Raw genomic sequence first — 18931 nt, forward strand, 5'->3', positions numbered from 1 at the left:
TTTTATGAAAAAGAAAAAAGAAAGCCAAATATTACAGAATCAGAGAGATGGCATGTCTAATATCATTGTGGTTTTGCATCTTATATTCGGGACACTGCCTGTTTTGCTGGTTGTGTATATGGTGGATGCGTTCTTTAAGGGCGATGCCACCGTTCGTATGATTGTGTTTGTGGCATGTTTGATGTTCGCTTTTGCCCTGCTGAAAGGATTCTTTTACGGGGCTTCCATTTGGCGGGCGCATAAATCGGCCTACGAAGCCCTGACGAAACTGCGGATGAAAATCGTAGCCCATTTACAGAAATTGCCCCTCGGTTTCTTCCAGGAACGCAAGGTGGGTGATTTGACAAATATCATTCATCACGATGTAGAACAAATAGAACTCTACCTGGCTCACGGACGCCCTGAAATCCTTTCGGCGACATTTTTACCCTTTGTGCTTTGGATTATCGTTTTATGTATTGATTGGCGTTTGGGATTATCGTTGGTATCATTGCTTCCCGTTGCATTTATTCTGCAAAAGCTGTTCAACCGCATGTGGAAAAAGTCATTCCAACATTTTTCCGATAGCACCAAACAAATGTCCGAGGATTTATTGGAGTACGTGGCCACTATTCCTGTGATAAAGGCATTCAGCAATGAAGAAACACGCACCGGAAAAGTATTGCAGGGAATGCGGGATTATATCCATTGGGTAAAAAACAGCATGACAAGCATAGCGGTTCCCATGAGTATTATCTCAATGTTTTTAGAGGGTGGCGTGGTGGTAATGATTATCACCGGATTGGTGTTGATCGGCAGCGGCGACCTGTCCGTTGCCAGCTTCATACTTGCATTGATTCTGGGCGGCATCTTCGCATCCTGTTTTGTGAAACTATCGACCTTTCAGCATTTCGGTATTGTTTACAACCAGTCAGCCCAACGGGTACGTTCCATTACCAGCGTTCCGCCCAAAGAAAATGTGGATATGAAAATCAATCCTTCGGGCGATGATGTTCGCTTTGAAGATGTTTCGTTTACCTATCCAAGCAAAAGAGAAAAAGCACTCTGCGATGTCAATTTAGCGTTTCCAAAAGGCTGCCATGTTGCAGTGGTGGGAGAATCGGGTTCCGGGAAAACCACATTAGCAAGCCTGATGATGGCGTTCTGGCAACCTCAATGCGGCATTGTCCGTATCGGGAACGAACCAGTCAATAATTTATCCGAGAAAAACATTGCGGAACTGTTCTCAATGGTTCAGCAGGATGTTTTTCTTTTCAATATCAGCATCGAGGACAATATCAGGATAGGACAACCCACTGCCACCAGAGCCGAAGTAGAATCGGCCGCCCGCCGTGCAAGGATACACGATTTTATTATGAGTTTGCCTAATGGCTACGAAACACTGGCCGGGGAAGCCGGAGTGAAATTTTCGGGTGGGGAAAAGCAGCGCATATCCATTGCCCGGATGATTCTCAAAGATTCGCCCATTATCATTCTGGACGAGGCAACGGCCGCACTCGACGGTGAAAACGAACGGCTGATTCACGAAGCATTGGACGATTTACAGCAGGATAAAACGGTAATCACCATCGCCCACCGACTGAATACCATTCGTGAAATGGACAGCATTGTCGTCATGGATAAAGGCAAAGTCATTGCTAACGGCAATCACGACCAACTGATGCGGCAATGCGATATGTATAAGGAAATGATAGAAAAACAGACCATTGTAAACCAATGGCAATTAAATTAAAGGAGGCGCGATATGATACGAAATATCTTTAATGAAATGACATCACGTGGCATATACCGTTTAATCGCCTCAATCGTGTGTTTTGTCCTCTATGCTTTGTGTGGAACAGCAATTATGCTGGTAGTCCTCTACGCGATAGATAATATTGTCGCGGGGCAAGCGGTACGCATTCCTGTATTGGCTTGGATTCTTATCGGATTATTGGTATTTAAGACTATTGCCAACTCTGTTGCCGATATGTCGAAGCATTACGCGGGATTCGACTTGGTAGAACAGATACGCCAGAAAATAATCCTGAAACTCAAATCCTTTTCGTTGGGATTTTATTCCAATGAACGCCTGGGCGAGATTAACACCATTATCCATAAAGATGTAGATAATATGGAAATGGTAGTCGGCCACCTATGGACACGGATGTCCGCCGACTTCATTGTGGCGTTGATACTCGGCATCGGCTTGTTTTGTATTGATTGGCGCATGGGTCTTGTGATGATTGCTGTACTTCCGTTGGCATTGTTCGGGTTGTTCAGAGGAATCCGAAAAGGGGTTAATGAACAGGAAAAAAATCAGGATGACTTGGCGAACATGGTAAGCCTGTTTGTGGAATATGTGAAAGGTATTCCTGTGTTGAAGATCTTTGGTGGGAAAGGTTTGTTCCGTAATCGCTTGGACAATGCCGTCGAGCATTTCGGCGATAGCAGCAAATCGACCTCACGACTGGCGGCTGTCAATATGGGAAAATACACTTTCTGGCTTGAAATCGCTTTTGCCCTGATGGCAACCGCCGGGGCTTTCTGGGTTTATAAAGGAAGCCTTAGTCTGTTTACCTACTTAATGTTTGTCGTAGTTTCCAAAGAGTTCTACAAGCCGTTTGCAAGTATGGAAGCGCACTGGATGAACTACATTAAGGTAAAGGACAGTTACAGCCGGATAGCACGTTTACTGAATACGCCGGTTGTCAAAGAGCCTGCACAACCAAAGACAGTTGAAAAGTTTGATATTGCTTTTGATGCTGTGGAATTCCACTATGAAACGGAAGGCTTTGAGATAAAGGATTTATCATTTACCGTTCCTGAAAAAACGGTTACCGCCCTTGTCGGTTCTTCCGGTTCTGGCAAAACGACCATTACCAGCCTGCTGTTACGATTCTGGGAACCACAATCTGGGGCGATCCGCATCGGCGGAGTCGATATACGGGATATGAGCTACGATTACCTGTTGGGCAATATCAGTATCGTGATGCAGAATGTAATCCTGTTTTCTGACACCATTTACAACAATATCAAAGTCGGAAATAAAAACGCCAGCCGTGAGGAAGTGGAAGAAGCAGCAAAGAAAGCGATGATACACGATTTCATTATGCAGTTGCCCGATGGCTATGATACGAAAATCGGGGAAAATGGAATGGGTTTATCCGGTGGGCAGAAACAACGCCTATCAATAGCCCGTGCGTTCCTGAAAAACGCCCCGATTGTCATACTGGATGAGATAACCAGCAATGTAGATCCGATCAATGAATACAAGATACAGAAAGCCATGTCAGCCCTGATAAAAGACCGGACGGTGCTGGTAATCGCTCATCATCTGCACACGATCCGCAATGCAGACCAGATTGTAGTCCTGAATAAAGGGATTTTGATAGAAGCCGGAAAGCATCAGGATTTATTGCTGAGAAACGGGATGTATTCGGATATGGTGCAGGAACAATCGAGGGCTTTCTGATCAATCATCACACGCGTTATCAGATAGATTGGTTCTTATTGCCTTGTAATAAGAGCAAACGAATACGTTTTACGGGCAGAATATTGCGTTTTGCGGGCAAAGCTTCTTTTTCGTTAGCTGTAACTTTGCATAAACAAAAACAAGCCCACGAAGCAATCCATTGAAAATTTGAGCATTAATATAATATAGCTTATAGTAGAATATAAAATGAAACAAATAATCTTACTTTTATTAATCGGTCTTTTTTTTAATTCTTGCGATAAAAACAAAGATGAGATAACATACGATTATTCCTTCGAGTTGCAAGGAGATAAGGATTCTGATTTTGCAGAACAAGGCGAGTTAAGAACATTCACATTGACGGTTTTTCGGGAAACTCAAATCAATGGGGCCTTTTCTGGGCAGAAGGAAAAAGTAAAAGCATCTGCCATTACAGAGATCAAGCTTGAAGGAGAACAGTTCACCATTTCAAATATCACAAAAGACAACTTTATCTGCTCTTTTGAATTACGTGCCAGTGAAAATGAAGAGGACACCATTCGGAAAGGTAGAATTATGTTCTCCATTGCAGATGGAAAAGAAATTACTTATAAAACCTATTCATTTCAACAGAAAGCATCCCAAATAGAATATCAGTATATTATTTCAACAGAGATGTCGCAGCCATTTTATATACCTGTAGAAGGAGGTAAATTTGAAGTATCCTTCATGTGTAACCGACTGAAATCTGTTAATGGAGAACTGGCAGATACTACACCAAGTGCTTTAAAGAGTTTAAGATACAATATCTGCCGTGCTAATTCAGCCTTGGTTCATTCTGTGCATATAGAAAAAGATGGTGAATCTACGGGTAAATATAAATTCGTAATAGAGTCTTCAGGCAAATACAATTTAACTAATTGGAGTGCAAAGAACGAGTCTACAGTTTTCATCGAAATAAAAGATGGGGAAGAAATTATATTCCACTGTGACATTATTCAACCTCAAACAGAAGGAGAAGACTTCTCTGTACCATTAGTCTCTTCTGCGGCAATAGGCACATTTGAAATATAAATCATAATCACTCTGGGGAAAAGATATTAACTGTTCTTGAAATAAGGAGATGAGAGTTCCAGTCGGACAAGAGTAGTCAAAATACCAAGAAATAGGGATTGTGTAACAGGGTAATTAGCCGTTACTTTGCATTTTAAAAAGGAACATCGTTCTTTATTCATATGAGGATTCTGAAAGACGATAAATATAACTCCATTCTGCATCATGCCCGGCGTGAGTTCTTCCGGTGCGGGTTTAAGGATGTCTCCATGCGCACCATAGCAAAGGAATCATGCGTAGGGCTAAGCAATATCTACAACTATTTCAAGAATAAGGATGAAATATTTACAGCCGTTGTAAAACCGGCCAAAGATGCGCTCTTCAGGTTCATTACCGAACAGCATACGGAAAAGCACCTTGATTTTAATAACCTATCGGCATTCGGACACGGGGAAGAAGCGATTGATTCTTATATAAACATCATTTGTACTTACAAAGAAGAATTCCGTTTGATGCTTTACCATTCGCAGGGTTCCTCTATGGGTAACTTCCGCGATGCCCTGACCGACCACATTACACAAGTCAGCCACAATTACCGGAAACTGGAAAAGAAATATTTCCCTGATTCCAATAATGTTTCCCGGTTCTTCATTCACGCAATGGCTTCGTGGTTGGTGAGTATCCTGGGCGAAATTGTTACCCACGACTTGAACAAGCGGAAAATACGGGAGTTCTTCCGGGAATATCTACTATTTAATTTTGCCGGGTGGTGTGAATTGACAGGAATTAAGAAGGAGGCTGGATAAGCCTCCTTCTTTTTTTGAACAAAATCGAACATTGTTCGCTATTGGGCAGGATGAACATAAAATGAGAATTAGATTAAAAACAGATAAAGTATGAGTAGTAAAACTTACAAAAAACCGAAGCAAGGCTTTTCCCGACTGTTGGAAATAGCCGGAACAAAAAGATGGTGGCTTATCGGGTCGGTCGTGCTGGCCGTCGCTTCAACGCTGGCGCAATTCGTACCTTATGTCGCCATACTGAACATTTTGAATGAACTGGCAGCCCATGCCGCCCACCCCGAAAACGTTTCGCAGGAATTGGTAAAACATTGGGGAATCATCTGCCTCGTAGCCTTTGGCTGTTATGGCGTGCTACTTTTCGTGTCGTTGATGTGTTCACATATTGCCGCTTTCAACATTCTGTATGAACTGCGTGTGGCGATAACCCGCAAAATGGCAAAACTTCCATTGGGTTTTTTCACCAAACGCACCACGGGCGATTTGAAGAAAATCATCGGCGAAGATGTGGAACGGGTCGAATTGTTCGTTGCCCACCATATCCCCGATTTAACCAGCGCTATTGTTTTTCCGCTGTTGATCATTGGCTGGCTTTTTACCATTGACTGGCGACTGGCACTTATCGTACTTGCCGTCATGTTGATTGCCTTTTTCTTCCAGTTCTCTACCACCTGGTCAAAGAAAGCCACCGAAGATACGAAAGGCTATATGTCGATTATGGGAAAACTGAATGCTTCGATTATCGAATACGTGCGTGGTATGCAGGTCGTGAAGATTTTTAACCGCTCGTCCATCGCGCTGGAAAACCTGAAGAAACAGATTTTTGGGTTCCGCGATTTTTCCAATACCATTACCTCCACTTATGCCGTTACTTATCTCGGCTTTTACAATATGCTCTCGGCAGCATTGCTGTTTATTATTCCGGCAGCTATTTACTTTCTGTTGAAAGCCCCGTCTTATACCGGCTACATATCCACGGTATTGATATTCCTTGTATTGGGTGGCGGTATCTTTTTCCCTATGCTCAAATTGATGTGGATGACCAATATGTTGCGCCAAAACAGTATCGGCGTGGATTTGATGGACGGGATTCTGAAAAAAGAAGAAATCACTGATCCGATACAACCGCAAACACCTCGCGATGCTTCTATTGAGTTTGTAAATGTATCGTTTGCGTATGATAAAACAGAAGTCCTGAACAATGTATCGTTTACAGCCCGACCCGGTACAGTAACCGCATTGGTAGGTGTTTCGGGTGCGGGAAAATCGACCATCGCCATGCTGGCTGCCCGTTTCTGGGATATTGAAGACGGCGAAATCCGCATCGGCGGTAGCCATATCAAGCAAATCCGCACGGAAGACCTGATGAATACCGTGTCGTTCGTGTTTCAGGATAACATACTGTTTTTCGATACCATTGAAGAAAATATCCGTATGGGAAACAAAACGGCAACAAAAGAAGATGTAATAAATACCGCTAAAGCCGCCCAGTGCCACGACTTTATCATGCAACTGGAAAAGGGATATGATGCGTTGGTCGGTGAGGGCGGCACATACCTTTCAGGCGGCGAAGCCCAACGGATAGCGTTAGCGCGTGCCATATTGAAAGATGCACCGATTGTACTGCTCGACGAAGCGACCGCTTATGCTGACCCCGAAAATGAAGGGAAGATACTGGCTTCGTTTTCCCAACTGATTAAAGGCAAAACGGTAATGGTGATTGCTCACCGCTTGTCCACCATCCGCAATGCCGACCAGATATTGGTCATTGATAAAGGAACCGTCGCCGAACAGGGCAAACATGATGAACTGGTAGCCCTCGGCGGATTATATAAGAACATGTGGGATATTTATTCCCGCTCACGTGAGTGGAAACTTAACCGATAAATACGAATCAATATGAATATTATAAAACTAATGAATGCCGCTACACAGGGAAAACCGCAGCGGTTATATCCAATGATAGGTTGGACTTTATTGGAATATACTTTCCGCGCCGCGCCTTACTGTGTCATGCTGGGAGTGGTATGGGAAGTTTTCAAACCGCTGCAATATCCGGGAACGGAATTGAATGTGAAACTGATTGGCGTTTACTGCGCCGCCCTGTTGGTGTGCCTGTTGCTATTGGTGTTTTTCAACTATAAATCCTATATGGCATCCTATCGGGAAGGTTATAACATTTGTGCCGACGGACGGATCAGCGTAGCGGAACACCTGCGCAAACTGTCTATGGGATTCTATAATACTAAAGACCCCGGTACGATTGGTTCCTACATTGTAAGTGACTTCGACAATGTGGAATTGTTGGTGACGCACCAGCTTCCGCAAATCATCGGCGGCCTTATCGGCCCATTGGCTATGGTTATCAGTTTGGCATTCTTCAACTGGCAACTGGCGTTGATTGCCGCCCTGGTTATCCCGTTGGCTTGGCCGATGGTGTGGATTACCCGCAAACTGATAGCCTATTCGGGAAAGAAACAGCAAAAGTCGAAGACCGATGCGGCTTCGCGTGTCATTGAGTACATTCAGGGCATCCGGTTGATCAAAGCCTTCAATCTGGGCGGGACAAAATTTGAACGCCTGGAAAAGTCATTTCGTAAACTAAAACAGGATTCCATTCGTTTGGAAGCTGGTTCCGGCCCCACGTTGGTTTTGGCGACCTTTGTACTGAATGCCAGTATTCCACTGATTATTCTGGTAGGATTCTATTTCTTCACACATGGGGAAATGAGTTTACCTGTGTATATTCTCTTTCTTTTACTTGGAACCAAGATGTGTGAACCGCTGATGCAGGCGCTCATGTTTTTGGGACTGGCAACCTACATGGGATTAAGCGTGGAACGTATCGAAGCGTTGCGCAAAACACCCATCATGTCCGACGGTTCCGATACCGGAAAGATTACCAACTTTGATATCGAGTTTAAAGATGTGGATTTTTCGTACAATAATGTGCCTGTCGTCAAACAACTGAACCTGAAGATCCCTTCCCACAAGCTGACCGCTTTGGTCGGCCCTTCGGGTTCTGGAAAAACAACGCTCACGCGGTTGATTGCCCGTTTCTGGGATGTGGATAAAGGTGAAATCCGGTTGAACGGAAAAAATATCAAAGATTATCCGGTTGATAACCTGCTGTCGTGCATTTCCATCGTGTTTCAGGATGTGTATCTGTTTAACGATACTATTTACAACAATATTAAAATCGGCAATGCAAATGCAACTGAGGAACAAATATTGGCGGCAGCCGAAAAAGCACAGGTGATGAACTTCGCGTGGGAACTGCCCGGCGGCTTGCAGGCAATGGTTGGTGAAGGTGGTTGTACGCTTTCGGGTGGCGAAAAGCAACGGATATCTATTGCCCGCGCCCTATTGAAAGACGCGCCAATAGTCCTGCTCGACGAAGCCACTGCTTCGCTCGATCCCGAAAACGAACTGCACATACAGGAAGCCATCAACGAACTGGTGAAAAGTAAAACAGTAATTGTCATCGCCCACCGACTGAACACGATTGTGCATGCCGATAATATCGTGGTATTGGATGACGGCAAATTATCCGAGCAAGGCGCACACCAGCAACTATTGGCTAATAACGGCCTGTACAAGCACATGTGGGACGAACAGCAACGGATGAAAGGTTGGAAATTTTAAAAAAGAAATAATATGAAAGTAAATCTGTCGGGAGTTCCCGAAACATTATTTATTACGCTGCGGATTCGGGCAATCGAAGCAAAACGCCCCGATGCGGCAGTCAAAGACCCCTATGCAGTACAAATACTGGAACAAATAGAGTTCGATGAATCGTCCAAGAACAAAGTATCGGAAGCCTCGCAAACAGGGACAATAGTCCGTACTATCATCTTAGATGAAATCATCAACGATTTTTTGCATCGGCATCCGCAAGGAATTGTCGTTAATCTGGGTTGCGGCCTGGATGCCCGCTGCAAGCGGCTCTCCCTGAACGGTGCTCAGTGGTTCGACATTGATGTAGAAGAATCTATTGAGGTGCGTAAAAAGTTTTTTAAAGAAACGCCTTCCTGCAAAATGATAGCCAAGTCCATGTTTGATTATTCGTGGATGAATGATGTTCCCAAAGACAGGCCAACGCTGTTTATTTCGGAGGGCGTAATGATGTATTTCGAAGAAAAGAATATTAAGATGCTGTTTTGTGAGATTGCCGAACGGTTCAAATCCGCTGAAATGGCTTTTGATACAATAAGCCAATTGGCAGTTAAGAATCACAAACGGCATCCTGATGTGAAGAAATACAACGCCCCTTTCAAATGGGGTATCAACGACAGCAAAGAGATTGAAAGCTGGCACACGGGTATTGGGATAATCAAAGAATACTATTACGCCGATTACCTGAAAAACCGCTGGCCGCTACCGATGAAAATAGTGATGAAATTGTATCCTCCTTTTATGAAATCATTTAGGATTATTCATCTCAGGTTACACTAAAATAATGGATCAGCAAACAATACTTTTAGCTTTTTCTTTGACATTGGTTGCCGGACTTTCGACCGGAATCGGAAGCCTGATTGCACTCATTGCCAAACGCACCAATACAAAATTCCTGTGTTTCTCTCTGGGATTATCAGCAGGGGTGATGATTTATGTGTCATTCATGGAAATGATGCCTACTGCCAAAGCCGAATTGATTACCGCTTTCGGGGATAAAATGGGAATGTTCTACCTGTTGATTGCTTTTTTCGGCGGGATAGCCCTGATTGCCTTAATTGATTTTCTTGTACCGGAATCTGGTAACCCGCATGAAATACATGGTGTGGAAGAAATGAATAAACGGGATGCCCTGCATCGGGCGGGTCTGGTGGTTGCCTTTTCTTTGGCATTGCACAATTTTCCGGAAGGGATCGCCACGTTTACTTCCGCATTGGAAGGCTTGGATATTGCTATCCCTATTACGGTAGCCATTGCCATCCACAATATACCGGAAGGGATTGCCGTTTCCGTACCTATCTATCATGCCACCGGCAATAGGAAAAAGGCTTTCTGGTATTCTTTCCTGTCGGGATTGGCCGAACCTGTCGGTGCAGGCATCGCATTTCTGTTCCTGATGCCTTATTGGACAACAACGGTCAATGGGATTATTCTGGCCGCAGTTTCAGGCATTATGGTATTTATTTCACTGGACGAATTATTACCGTCCGCCGAAAAATACGGCAAACACCATATTTCCATTTCCGGTGTGGTGGCAGGGATGGCGATAATGGGAGTGAGTTTACTACTGCTTTGAAAAAACGGTGTCATTTCCGTTGATTCAATCATCAAACATCTTGCTACCGGTTAATGTCCATACCGGGCTTCCTCTTTTTACGGACAGCACCTTGTTTGCGGGTAGCTTTCTGTTGCGGGTCAGCTTCGGAAACCTTGTGCGGATCTGCTGCGGTATTTCGTCCGGCTGCGTACCGCTCATTCAGGGCATTGGCTGAATATTCCTTACCCAAGCGGGAGCCATTCAATACGCAACGGTTTTCATGGTCGATAAAAGTTACTCCAACAATACGCCCGGTATCATTACGGCGCAGGTGGAGATCAATGTGGAGGGCTTTCAGGCGTTCCCTCAGTACGTTTTCGGTGGGTGCCTCCACAAACGCTTCGGCAACGCGGTGGCGGGTATGCTCCCGATGGTTATCCTTTTCTATCTTTTCGCCTGAGCGTTCCATGTGTTTCTCCAACGCTTCATACCCATAATTCTTTCCAAACAGCGACGATTTAAGCGGCGTAACTTCCGCTTTTTCTTTGTTATCCTCCAATGCCATGTAGAGCAACCCCCGGTACGGCTGGCCGTCGCGTTCTCCCTTCACTTCCTCTATACTTATATTATATAAGGAGAGCAGGGCCCGGAACTCGCCCAACGTCTGAAACCGGTACATCGAAAGTACAGGTTTAATAACCGCCGCAATCTGTTTTTTCAGGTCGCCTTTGGTGTGATCCACCGCTTTGAGCTGCCACAGTTCGGAGCGCTTCTGCCCTTTGGCCGGATGTAGCCCATATTCTTTCTCCAGTTGCTCGGTTATTGCCACGCTTCGCTCGTTGCGCTTGCTGTCTTTGATTTTCTTACCGTCTCGCCCCACCTGCACCGAAACGATATGGATATGTTCCCGCTCGATGTCGGAATGTTTAAAAACGATATAGGGCTGTTCTCCCCAACCCATACGCTCCATATATTGCCCGGCGATTTCGGAAAGTTGCTCGTCCGAGAGCGTGTCTTTTGGGTCGGGATTGAGGGAGATATGGATAACCGGTTTTTCGGTGCGGAAATGGTCGGGCATCCAGCGCAGTATATCTTCTGCCGTTTCGGCCACGCTGAAATTACCGTCTGTCGGCTCCCGCAGAATATGGGTTGCCAGTACCGTTCCCACACCCTTTTCCACCTTCTCCTGATTGTAAAAAAGGGCGCCGTACAGGTTGCTCCCGGTTGTAATATTGGCTACCATCGTTGCTTAAATTCTTCGGAAAGCGCAATGACCTGCCCTCCGATTGCCGCCAGTTCTGCTGTTATCTTTTCCAATTTGTAGAGCAGGGCCAGCGCTTTCTTCTGTGAAAAATGGGTGTGTAATTCCTTCACGACCTGGTTGTAATTTGTCCCCACCGCGCGGAATTGGGAGTGGAATTGCGAGAGCTTTGCCACATACCGGAGGGTTCCTTCGTCGGTTTTTATCACCCGGAACCTCTCGCCGAATACCCGCGCTTTGATAAAAGTCGCCTTTACCTGTACGCCTGATTCTTCCAACAAAGAAAGAAAACGGGCGTATTCTTCATCCGTAAACCGCACCATCACACAGTTGGATGCGGTATCTGTTTTGGTGGGCCTGCCACCTCTGCCCCGTTTGCGGGGTACATTATTCTTTTCCATATCGGATATTTTAAAAAGGATGGCAATTAAGCCCTCCGGTTACAAAATTTCCGATCCCTTACCGGCGTAGCCGCCCATTCAAAAGCAACGACTTCGGAGGCGCTTTCCCCCCTTGCGGGCAAGCTGTTTTCGGTTACTAAATTTATTTAGGGTAACTGAAAACACAGCTTGCTCTTTGCCACTTTGCAAAGAAATCTGTCCGGCGACGGACAGAGCTTTTTAATAGCTGGCCGTCATCTGCCAGGCGAGCTACCTTTTACCCTTCGGGATCGTCACGCTGCAAAGTTACCGACCCTTTCAATCAGTTGTATGGCAGGAGATTGTGCCTGCCTTATCCAGTTGGCTGCCACTCTGTGCCATAGCCCGAAAACAGCATACAAGAACTGCTAAATAGAGGTTTATTTGCAGTCGGATTTGAAAATATGACCGACGATGTGTATGACTGAAAATATGACCAAACAGCTGTCCGGCGGAGCAACCGACCGACCGATTGAATGGCTTTCAGACCGGCTGCTTGTAAGATTGTCCGGTTATCCGGCCAGCCGGATGATTCATGGAATGATTGACCGCATGGACAGCCGCAAGGCCGGCTGTTCAAACATTCAACTATTCAAATGTTCAAACGGTCAGCCAGTCAATCATTTTACCAGCCGGTTGAATAGCCCTATGTATGGCTATCCGGCCGGTTGTCCGGTCTGTCAAGTGAATAATCAACCGCATGTATAACTGATTAAATGATTAAACAATGGAAAAGAAAAATTTGTGCATTGCTTTCTCCACCCAAAAAGGAGGGGCAGGAAAAACAACCCTGACGGTGCTGGTGGCTTCGTACCTGCACTATGTGAAAGGCTACGATGTGGCGGTAGTTGATTGCGACTATCCGCAATACAGTATTGCCGAGATGCGTGAGCGCGACCTGAGAATGGCAACCGACGACGATTATTACAAGTCGATGGCTTATGAACAATTTACCCGCCTGGGCAAAAAAATGTACCCTGTAATCAAGAGCCTTCCCGAGAAGGCTTCGGAAACGGCCAAAGCCCTGTTGCAGAAAGGTAAATACGATATTATCTTCTTCGACTTGCCCGGAACGGTCAATAAGGAAGGGGTTATTTACACCCTTTCGCTTATGGATTATATCTTCTCACCTATCAGTGCCGACCGGGTGGTTCTGGAAAGTACCCTGCGTTTTGCCCACCGGCTGAATAAGGCTATCGTACTGACCGGGAAATCGAAGATTAAAGGCTTGCACCTGATCTGGAACATGGTCGATGGCCGGGAGAAAACGGAATTGTATGGTGTCTACGAGCAAATTATAGCGGAACTCCACCTTTCAGTGCTGAAAACATTCCTACCTGACAGCAAACGCTTCCGCCGGGAACTTCCCGTATCCCATAAGGCCCTGTTCCGTTCAACGATTTTTCCTGCGGATAAGGTGTTGCTTAAAGGGAGCAATATAGAAACGCTGGTGGAAGAAATTCTGGAAATCATCAACTCCTAATCCTATGGCAAAAACAATCAAAAAAGAGGATATAAACGAAAAAGAGATTATAGCCTCCTTCTTACAGGAAGAACCTACGGATCACGCCTCCCTTGTGAGTGAAACGCAGGAAAGCATCGAAAATGCACCTGTTTCCCAGGCAGACCCTCCCAAAGAGGAAAGCCGCCGGCGAAAGGGCAAAGAGCAGGATTACGAAACGCTTTTTATCAAGGCATCCGCCATTACGGCCCGCACGGGAAAGATGGTCTATATCCGAAAGGATTTTCACGATTCGATTAAAGCACTATGCAGTGTGATGGAAAGTGAGGGCATAACCCTCTCCGGCTACATTGACAATGTGCTGGCAAACCATCTCAACCTGTATGGGAATGAGATGACCCGCTTGTATAACGAGAAACACAAAGGTATCAATATCAATAAAAATCAGGAATAATGAAAAAGAACAACAGACTGGAACCGGAAGACAGCATTTGCGAAATGGCTTCCTACGAACAACAGTATTTGAAACCCATTGAGATAGACCGCCGCCAGTGCGTGTATATCAGTAAACGCAATCACGGGATATTGACCTCCCTGATTCGCTCTATCAACCAGAAAGGACTTACGGTGGGTGGTTACATCGACAATGTAATCACCGAACACCTGGAGAAACACAAGGCGGAGATCAATCACCTCTACCGCCGCGAACGCAACGATTTATTATAAACCACTAAAAATTCTTTTGTTATGTCAGACAATTTGATTATGCTGAGCATCGTGCTGGTGGTACTGGCTGGAATAGCCATACCATTTATCCGCAAGGCTATAAGCCACCGGAAAGCCATCGGGGCAGGCACCCCCGAAAAAGAAATCGAAATCAGGGTACAACCGGCGGACAATATTTACTTCCTGCGGTATATCCTGACCTACAAGGCTCCATTCAAAAGTTCCAAAACCGTGCGCATACGCCCGGAATATGTCGATGCGATCCGAAAAGCCTGCCGCATTATCAAGGGCGGCAAAACGACTGTCACCGCCTATGTGGACAAGGTGCTGGAGGCGCATTTTACGGAACATGCGGACGCTATCGACCGCCTTTACAGGGAAAAACGCGGTGAATCCGATAAATCCGGTGAGTAATGGGTGCCATCTCACAAACCCATGTGCTTATCGTGCTGTCCGCCGTGGCGATAGTTTATGCCCTGTGGATGATGTATTTCACCATGCGGGAAAGCCGCCGGATGAATAAGCCGGGCCATAAGGATAACGGTGATACCTTATCCGGTGAAAAAAGAAAGAAGGGGGACATTGTCGGCAAGAGCCGTTTTGTCCTCCCTTCGGGGCGCTCCCGGCCAGAAGCTGCCGTATCTCCTGAAAATGAACGAGATACAGAAAAAGAGAATATCTTTGCCCCTGCAAATGTACCCGAACACCCCCGGCAGATAGCGCCGGAGGAATTGGACGAGGTTTTCGGCCAGGTACCGGAAGGCGAAACAAATGAGCCTTTGGACATAAACTTCCCGCTTTATGAATCATTCCCGGAAGAAGATGCGGAAGATGTGGAAGAACCGGAATTTGACGACGACGAGGACGAAAACGAAGATTACCCTTTCGAGGGTAAGACCTACGCCCAGGGTGTTAGTTACGATCAATTAGGCGATGCCTACCGCCATGTGGTACACAATCCTACACTTACGGATCAGCAGCAGGAGGAAACCGGACGCATACTCCTGAACCTGAAAGGAACCGATATGTTTGAGTATATCGTTTCAGGCCCACCCGAACGGGAAGATAAGGTAACGTCCCTTATGCACACCTATTTGTCGGCATTCAATAAGCGGATGGCCGCCGAATCAGCGGAAAGCCCATCTCCGCAGGGTGATTTCCCGCCGGGTTTTGATGTCCGGGATTTTGTGTAACAATCAAAAAAAGAATCCAAATGAAAAAGTACGATTACGGATAGCTTCGGTTGCTATCCACAGACCACTAAAAATTCAAAGTTAAAACAAGTTTCACCGGTGCGGGGCCTATCCAACCCCGCACCATCTTAAAAAATATCCAATTATGACAAAGAAGAAAATTGAATTTCATTCTTCCTTTTTTACGCTCGGCAAAAAGTGCAAGCACTCTCTGCCCTCGCTCAACAAAAAGGTTCTTATGTCGGCGGCATTTGTCTTTGCCGCTGTTTCCTCCGCATTTGCCCAGGGCAACGGACTGGCGGGCATAAACGATGCTACCAACATGGTCACGTCGTATTTCGATCCCGGAACGAAGTTGATATACGCCATCGGAGCCGTGGTCGGCTTGATCGGCGGGGTCAAGGTCTATAACAAGTTCAGCTCAGGCGACCCGGACACCTCAAAAACGGCTGCCAGCTGGTTCGGGGCCTGTATTTTCCTGATTGTGGCTGCTACGATCCTGCGCTCTTTCTTCCTTTAATATATCGCTCCAAAATAAGCAATAGTATGGAGTACACTATTAATAAAGGAATAGGCAAGAGCGTAGAATTTAAGGGGTTGTCATCGCAATATCTGTTTGTCTTTGCGGGCGGCCTACTGGCGGTGTTCGTGCTGTTCGTCATCCTTTACATGATTGGTATCGACCAATGGGTATGTATCGGTTTCGGCGTGATTGCGGCTTCGATGCTGGTATGGCTGACATTCCACCTCAATGCGAAATACGGGCAGCACGGACTGATGAAGCTGGGCGCCAGGCGCCAGCATCCGCGCTACCTGATTAACCGCAAAATCGCCTGCCGCTTATTCCTCCATAAAAAGAAGAAAGCGTTATGAGGAATATAATGAAAGCTACTACGGTAGAGAGCAAGTTCCCTCTGCTGGCTGTCGAGGCGGGTTGCATCATCAGTAAGGATGCCGATATAACGGTGGCCTACCGGGTGGAACTACCGGAGCTGTTTACTGTAACCAGCGCGGAATATGAAGCCATACACGCCGCCTGGGTAAAAGCGGTCAAGGTGCTGCCTGATTACAGCATTGTGCATAAGGCCGACTGGTTTATTAGCGAAAAATACCGGCCGCAGACAGGCGACGGGGATATGAGTTTCCTTTCCCGCAGTTACGAACGGCACTTCAATGAGCGGCCTTTCCTGAATCATTCCTGCTATCTGTTCCTTACCAAAACGACAAAGGAACGGATGCGGATGCAGAGTAACTTTTCAACGCTCTGCCGGGGCAATATTATCCCCAAAGAGGTCAATAAGGACACCGCAACTAAATTTCTGGAAGCGACCGGTCAGTTTGAGCGGATTATCAACGATTCGGGGTTTATTACCATCACTTGCCTGACGGACGATGAAATCACCGGAACACCGGATAACGCCGGACTGATAGAGAAATACTTTGCCCTCTCGATGGAGGATACGACATCGCTGGAGGATATGGAACTGGGAGCTGACGGTCTTCGGATCGGTGATAAGCGGGTATGCTTGCATACTCTCTCCGATGTGGAAGATCTGCCGGGACGGGTGGGAACCAATATACGTTACGAAAAACTGTCCACAGATCGCAGCGACTGCCTTTTGTCTTTCGCTTCGCCTGTGGGGTTGCTTCTCTCCTGTGACCATGTGTATAACCAGTATTTGTTTTTGGACGACAGTGCTGAAAACCTGCGCCGCTTTGAGAAACAGGCGCGTAATATGCAATCATTGTCGCGTTATTCCCGTGGAAATCAAATAAATAAGGAGTGGGTAGACCAGTATCTGAACGAGGCTCATTCCTTTGGTTTGACCTCCATCCGGGCGCACTTTAACGTGATGGCCTGGGCGGAAGATGCCGAAACATTGCAGCATATCCGCAACGATGTGGGCAGTCAGCTGGCACTTATGGAATGCCGGCCCCGGCATAACACGGTAGATGCGGCAACACTCTATTGGGCGGGTATGCCCGGCAATGCAGGAGATTTTCCGGCCGAGGAATCGTTTTATACGTTCATCGAGCCGGCCTTGTGTTTCTTTACCGAAGAAACCAACTATAAATCCTCCCCATCGCCTTTCGGGATCAAGATGTGCGACCGCGTCAGCGGAAAGCCCCTCCACCTGGATATATCCGACCTGCCGATGAAGAGGGGAACAATAACCAACAGGAATAAATTCGTGTTAGGGCCTTCAGGGAGCGGTAAGTCTTTCTTTATGAACCACTTAGTAAGACAATACTACGAACAGGGCACCCATGTGGTTTTGGTCGATACGGGTAACAGCTATCAGGGCCTGTGCGGTCTTATCAACCGCAAAACCAAAGGGCAGGACGGAATATACTACACCTATACGGAAGACAGCCCGATCAGTTTTAATCCATTTTTCACGGACGATTATGTATTCGATGTAGAAAAGAAAGACAGCATCAAAACCCTGCTGTTGACCCTCTGGAAAGGTGAGGAAGATAAGGTTTCCAAAACCGAATCCGGGGAATTGGGCAGTGCGGTAAACGCTTATATTGACCTGATCCGCAGCGACCGGACGATCCGCCCGTGCTTCGATACGTTCTATGAGTTTCTGAAGGACGATTACCGACGGGAACTGGAACAGCGGGAGATAAAGGTGGGTAAAGAGGATTTCAATATCGACAATATCCTGATTACCCTGCGCCAATATTACAAAGGCGGCCGTTTCGATTTCCTGCTGAACTCCGAAGAAAACATAGACCTGCTGGGTAAACGGTTTATCGTTTTCGAGGTGGATTCCATCAAGGATAACAAAGAATTGTTCCCGGTGGTGACCATCATTATCATGGAATCGTTCGTGAACAAGATGCGCCGACTGAAAGGAGTGCGGAAAATGTTGATTGTGGAGGAAGCCTGGAAGGCGCTCACTTCGGCGAATATGGCGGATTATATGCGCTATATGTACAAGACCGTCCGTAAGTATTTCGGCGAGGTCGTCACTGTTACGCAAGAAGTTGAGGATATTATTTCCTCTCCGATTGTCAAGGAATCCATTATCAATAACTCGGACTGCAAAATCCTGTTAGACCAGCGAAAGTTTATGAACCGTTTCGGGGCGATCCAGTCGCTTCTGGGCCTGACGGATAAGGAAAAATCTCAGATACTCTCCATCAATATGTCTAATCATCCCGGCCGCTTCTATAAAGAGGTCTGGATAGGTTTGGGCGGCGTTCAATCGGCGGTGTACGCCACCGAAGTGAGCCGTTCGGAATACCTGACCTATACCACCGAGGAATCGGAAAAGATGGAGGTGCTGGAGCTGGCGGAAAGCCTGGGCGGGGATATAGAACTGGCGATTAAACAGCTAAACGAGGGTAAAAATTAAAACCGGA

19 protein-coding genes are annotated in these 18931 nt (G+C 46.3%); 17 read left to right on the forward strand and 2 right to left on the reverse strand.

Annotation, left to right across the window (positions count from 1 at the left end; translation table 11 throughout):
• The first annotated feature begins 4 nt into the window (after nt 1-4).
• From M1P97_RS03110 to zupT, 8 genes are all read left to right on the forward strand, one after another.
• Nucleotides 5-1732: an ABC transporter ATP-binding protein gene (locus M1P97_RS03110; RefSeq protein WP_221656187.1), complete on the forward strand. Its 1728-nt coding sequence runs from the start codon at nt 5-7 to the stop codon at nt 1730-1732.
• A gap of 12 nt (nt 1733-1744) precedes the next feature.
• Entirely contained in the window at nt 1745-3454 is a 1710-nt protein-coding gene (locus tag M1P97_RS03115) for an ABC transporter ATP-binding protein (protein WP_249388345.1), read from the forward strand.
• Between the two features lie 207 nt (nt 3455-3661).
• The gene (locus tag M1P97_RS03120; protein ID WP_249388346.1) at nt 3662-4507 is read left to right on the forward strand and encodes a hypothetical protein; all 846 of its coding nucleotides are present in this window, start codon (nt 3662-3664) and stop codon (nt 4505-4507) included.
• Between the two features lie 161 nt (nt 4508-4668).
• Nucleotides 4669-5292 (forward strand): TetR/AcrR family transcriptional regulator, encoded by a 624-nt coding sequence (locus tag M1P97_RS03125; RefSeq protein WP_221656190.1) that lies wholly within the window; start codon nt 4669-4671, stop codon nt 5290-5292.
• 90 nt (nt 5293-5382) lie between these two features.
• A complete protein-coding gene (locus M1P97_RS03130) occupies nt 5383-7173 on the forward strand; it encodes an ABC transporter ATP-binding protein (RefSeq protein ID WP_221656191.1) in 1791 nt (596 codons plus the stop codon).
• Between the two features lie 12 nt (nt 7174-7185).
• On the forward strand, nt 7186-8931 hold the full coding sequence (locus M1P97_RS03135; RefSeq protein WP_221656192.1) for an ABC transporter ATP-binding protein: 1746 nt from the start codon (nt 7186-7188) through the stop codon (nt 8929-8931).
• 12 nt (nt 8932-8943) lie between these two features.
• Nucleotides 8944-9741 (forward strand): class I SAM-dependent methyltransferase, encoded by a 798-nt coding sequence (locus M1P97_RS03140; RefSeq protein ID WP_221656193.1) that lies wholly within the window; start codon nt 8944-8946, stop codon nt 9739-9741.
• 4 nt (nt 9742-9745) lie between these two features.
• Nucleotides 9746-10537, forward strand: a complete 792-nt coding sequence (gene zupT / locus M1P97_RS03145; protein ID WP_221656194.1) for a zinc transporter ZupT — start codon at nt 9746-9748, stop codon at nt 10535-10537.
• Nucleotides 10538-10580: 43 nt separating this feature from the next.
• Here the strand turns inward: zupT and mobB are convergent, their stop codons facing one another.
• Together mobB and mobA are read right to left on the reverse strand one after the other, a co-directional pair.
• A complete protein-coding gene (gene mobB, locus M1P97_RS03150; protein WP_221656195.1) occupies nt 10581-11741 on the reverse strand; it encodes a conjugal transfer protein MobB in 1161 nt (386 codons plus the stop codon).
• The gene (gene mobA, locus M1P97_RS03155; protein WP_221656196.1) at nt 11735-12160 is read right to left on the reverse strand and encodes a conjugal transfer protein MobA; all 426 of its coding nucleotides are present in this window, start codon (nt 12158-12160) and stop codon (nt 11735-11737) included. The genes mobB and mobA overlap by 7 nt, the downstream gene beginning before the upstream one ends.
• Before the next feature lie 432 nt (nt 12161-12592).
• Between mobA and M1P97_RS03160 the strand changes: the two genes are divergently transcribed.
• The 9 genes from M1P97_RS03160 to M1P97_RS03200 all read left to right on the forward strand — a co-directional run bounded on the left by M1P97_RS03160 (nt 12593) and on the right by M1P97_RS03200 (nt 18924).
• Nucleotides 12593-12886 carry a hypothetical protein gene (locus M1P97_RS03160; RefSeq protein WP_225659594.1) on the forward strand — a complete coding sequence of 98 codons (294 nt, stop codon included), beginning with the start codon at nt 12593-12595 and terminating at the stop codon, nt 12884-12886.
• Between the two features lie 19 nt (nt 12887-12905).
• Nucleotides 12906-13661 carry a ParA family protein gene (locus tag M1P97_RS03165; RefSeq protein ID WP_221656198.1) on the forward strand — a complete coding sequence of 252 codons (756 nt, stop codon included), beginning with the start codon at nt 12906-12908 and terminating at the stop codon, nt 13659-13661.
• Between the two features lie 4 nt (nt 13662-13665).
• Nucleotides 13666-14094, forward strand: coding sequence for a DUF3408 domain-containing protein (locus tag M1P97_RS03170; protein ID WP_221656199.1), 429 nt, complete (start codon nt 13666-13668; stop codon nt 14092-14094).
• Complete coding sequence (locus M1P97_RS03175; RefSeq protein ID WP_221656200.1) at nt 14094-14366, forward strand: DUF3408 domain-containing protein; 273 nt, start codon at nt 14094-14096, stop codon at nt 14364-14366. The genes M1P97_RS03170 and M1P97_RS03175 overlap by 1 nt, the downstream gene beginning before the upstream one ends.
• A gap of 21 nt (nt 14367-14387) precedes the next feature.
• Nucleotides 14388-14780 carry a DUF3408 domain-containing protein gene (locus tag M1P97_RS03180; protein ID WP_221656201.1) on the forward strand — a complete coding sequence of 131 codons (393 nt, stop codon included), beginning with the start codon at nt 14388-14390 and terminating at the stop codon, nt 14778-14780.
• Complete coding sequence (locus M1P97_RS03185; RefSeq protein WP_221656202.1) at nt 14780-15559, forward strand: hypothetical protein; 780 nt, start codon at nt 14780-14782, stop codon at nt 15557-15559. The genes M1P97_RS03180 and M1P97_RS03185 overlap by 1 nt, the downstream gene beginning before the upstream one ends.
• Before the next feature lie 238 nt (nt 15560-15797).
• Nucleotides 15798-16079 (forward strand): DUF4134 domain-containing protein, encoded by a 282-nt coding sequence (locus tag M1P97_RS03190; RefSeq protein WP_249388426.1) that lies wholly within the window; start codon nt 15798-15800, stop codon nt 16077-16079.
• Nucleotides 16080-16105: 26 nt separating this feature from the next.
• Nucleotides 16106-16432, forward strand: coding sequence for a DUF4133 domain-containing protein (locus tag M1P97_RS03195; RefSeq protein ID WP_221656203.1), 327 nt, complete (start codon nt 16106-16108; stop codon nt 16430-16432).
• Nucleotides 16429-18924: a TraG family conjugative transposon ATPase gene (locus M1P97_RS03200; RefSeq protein WP_249388347.1), complete on the forward strand. Its 2496-nt coding sequence runs from the start codon at nt 16429-16431 to the stop codon at nt 18922-18924. Before M1P97_RS03195 ends, M1P97_RS03200 begins: the two co-directional genes overlap by 4 nt.
• The last annotated feature ends 7 nt before the right edge of the window (nt 18925-18931 follow it).

Origin of the sequence: Parabacteroides leei, from assembly GCF_023369805.1 — a bacterium.
Classification (GTDB): Bacteria; Bacteroidota; Bacteroidia; order Bacteroidales; family Tannerellaceae; genus Parabacteroides; species Parabacteroides leei.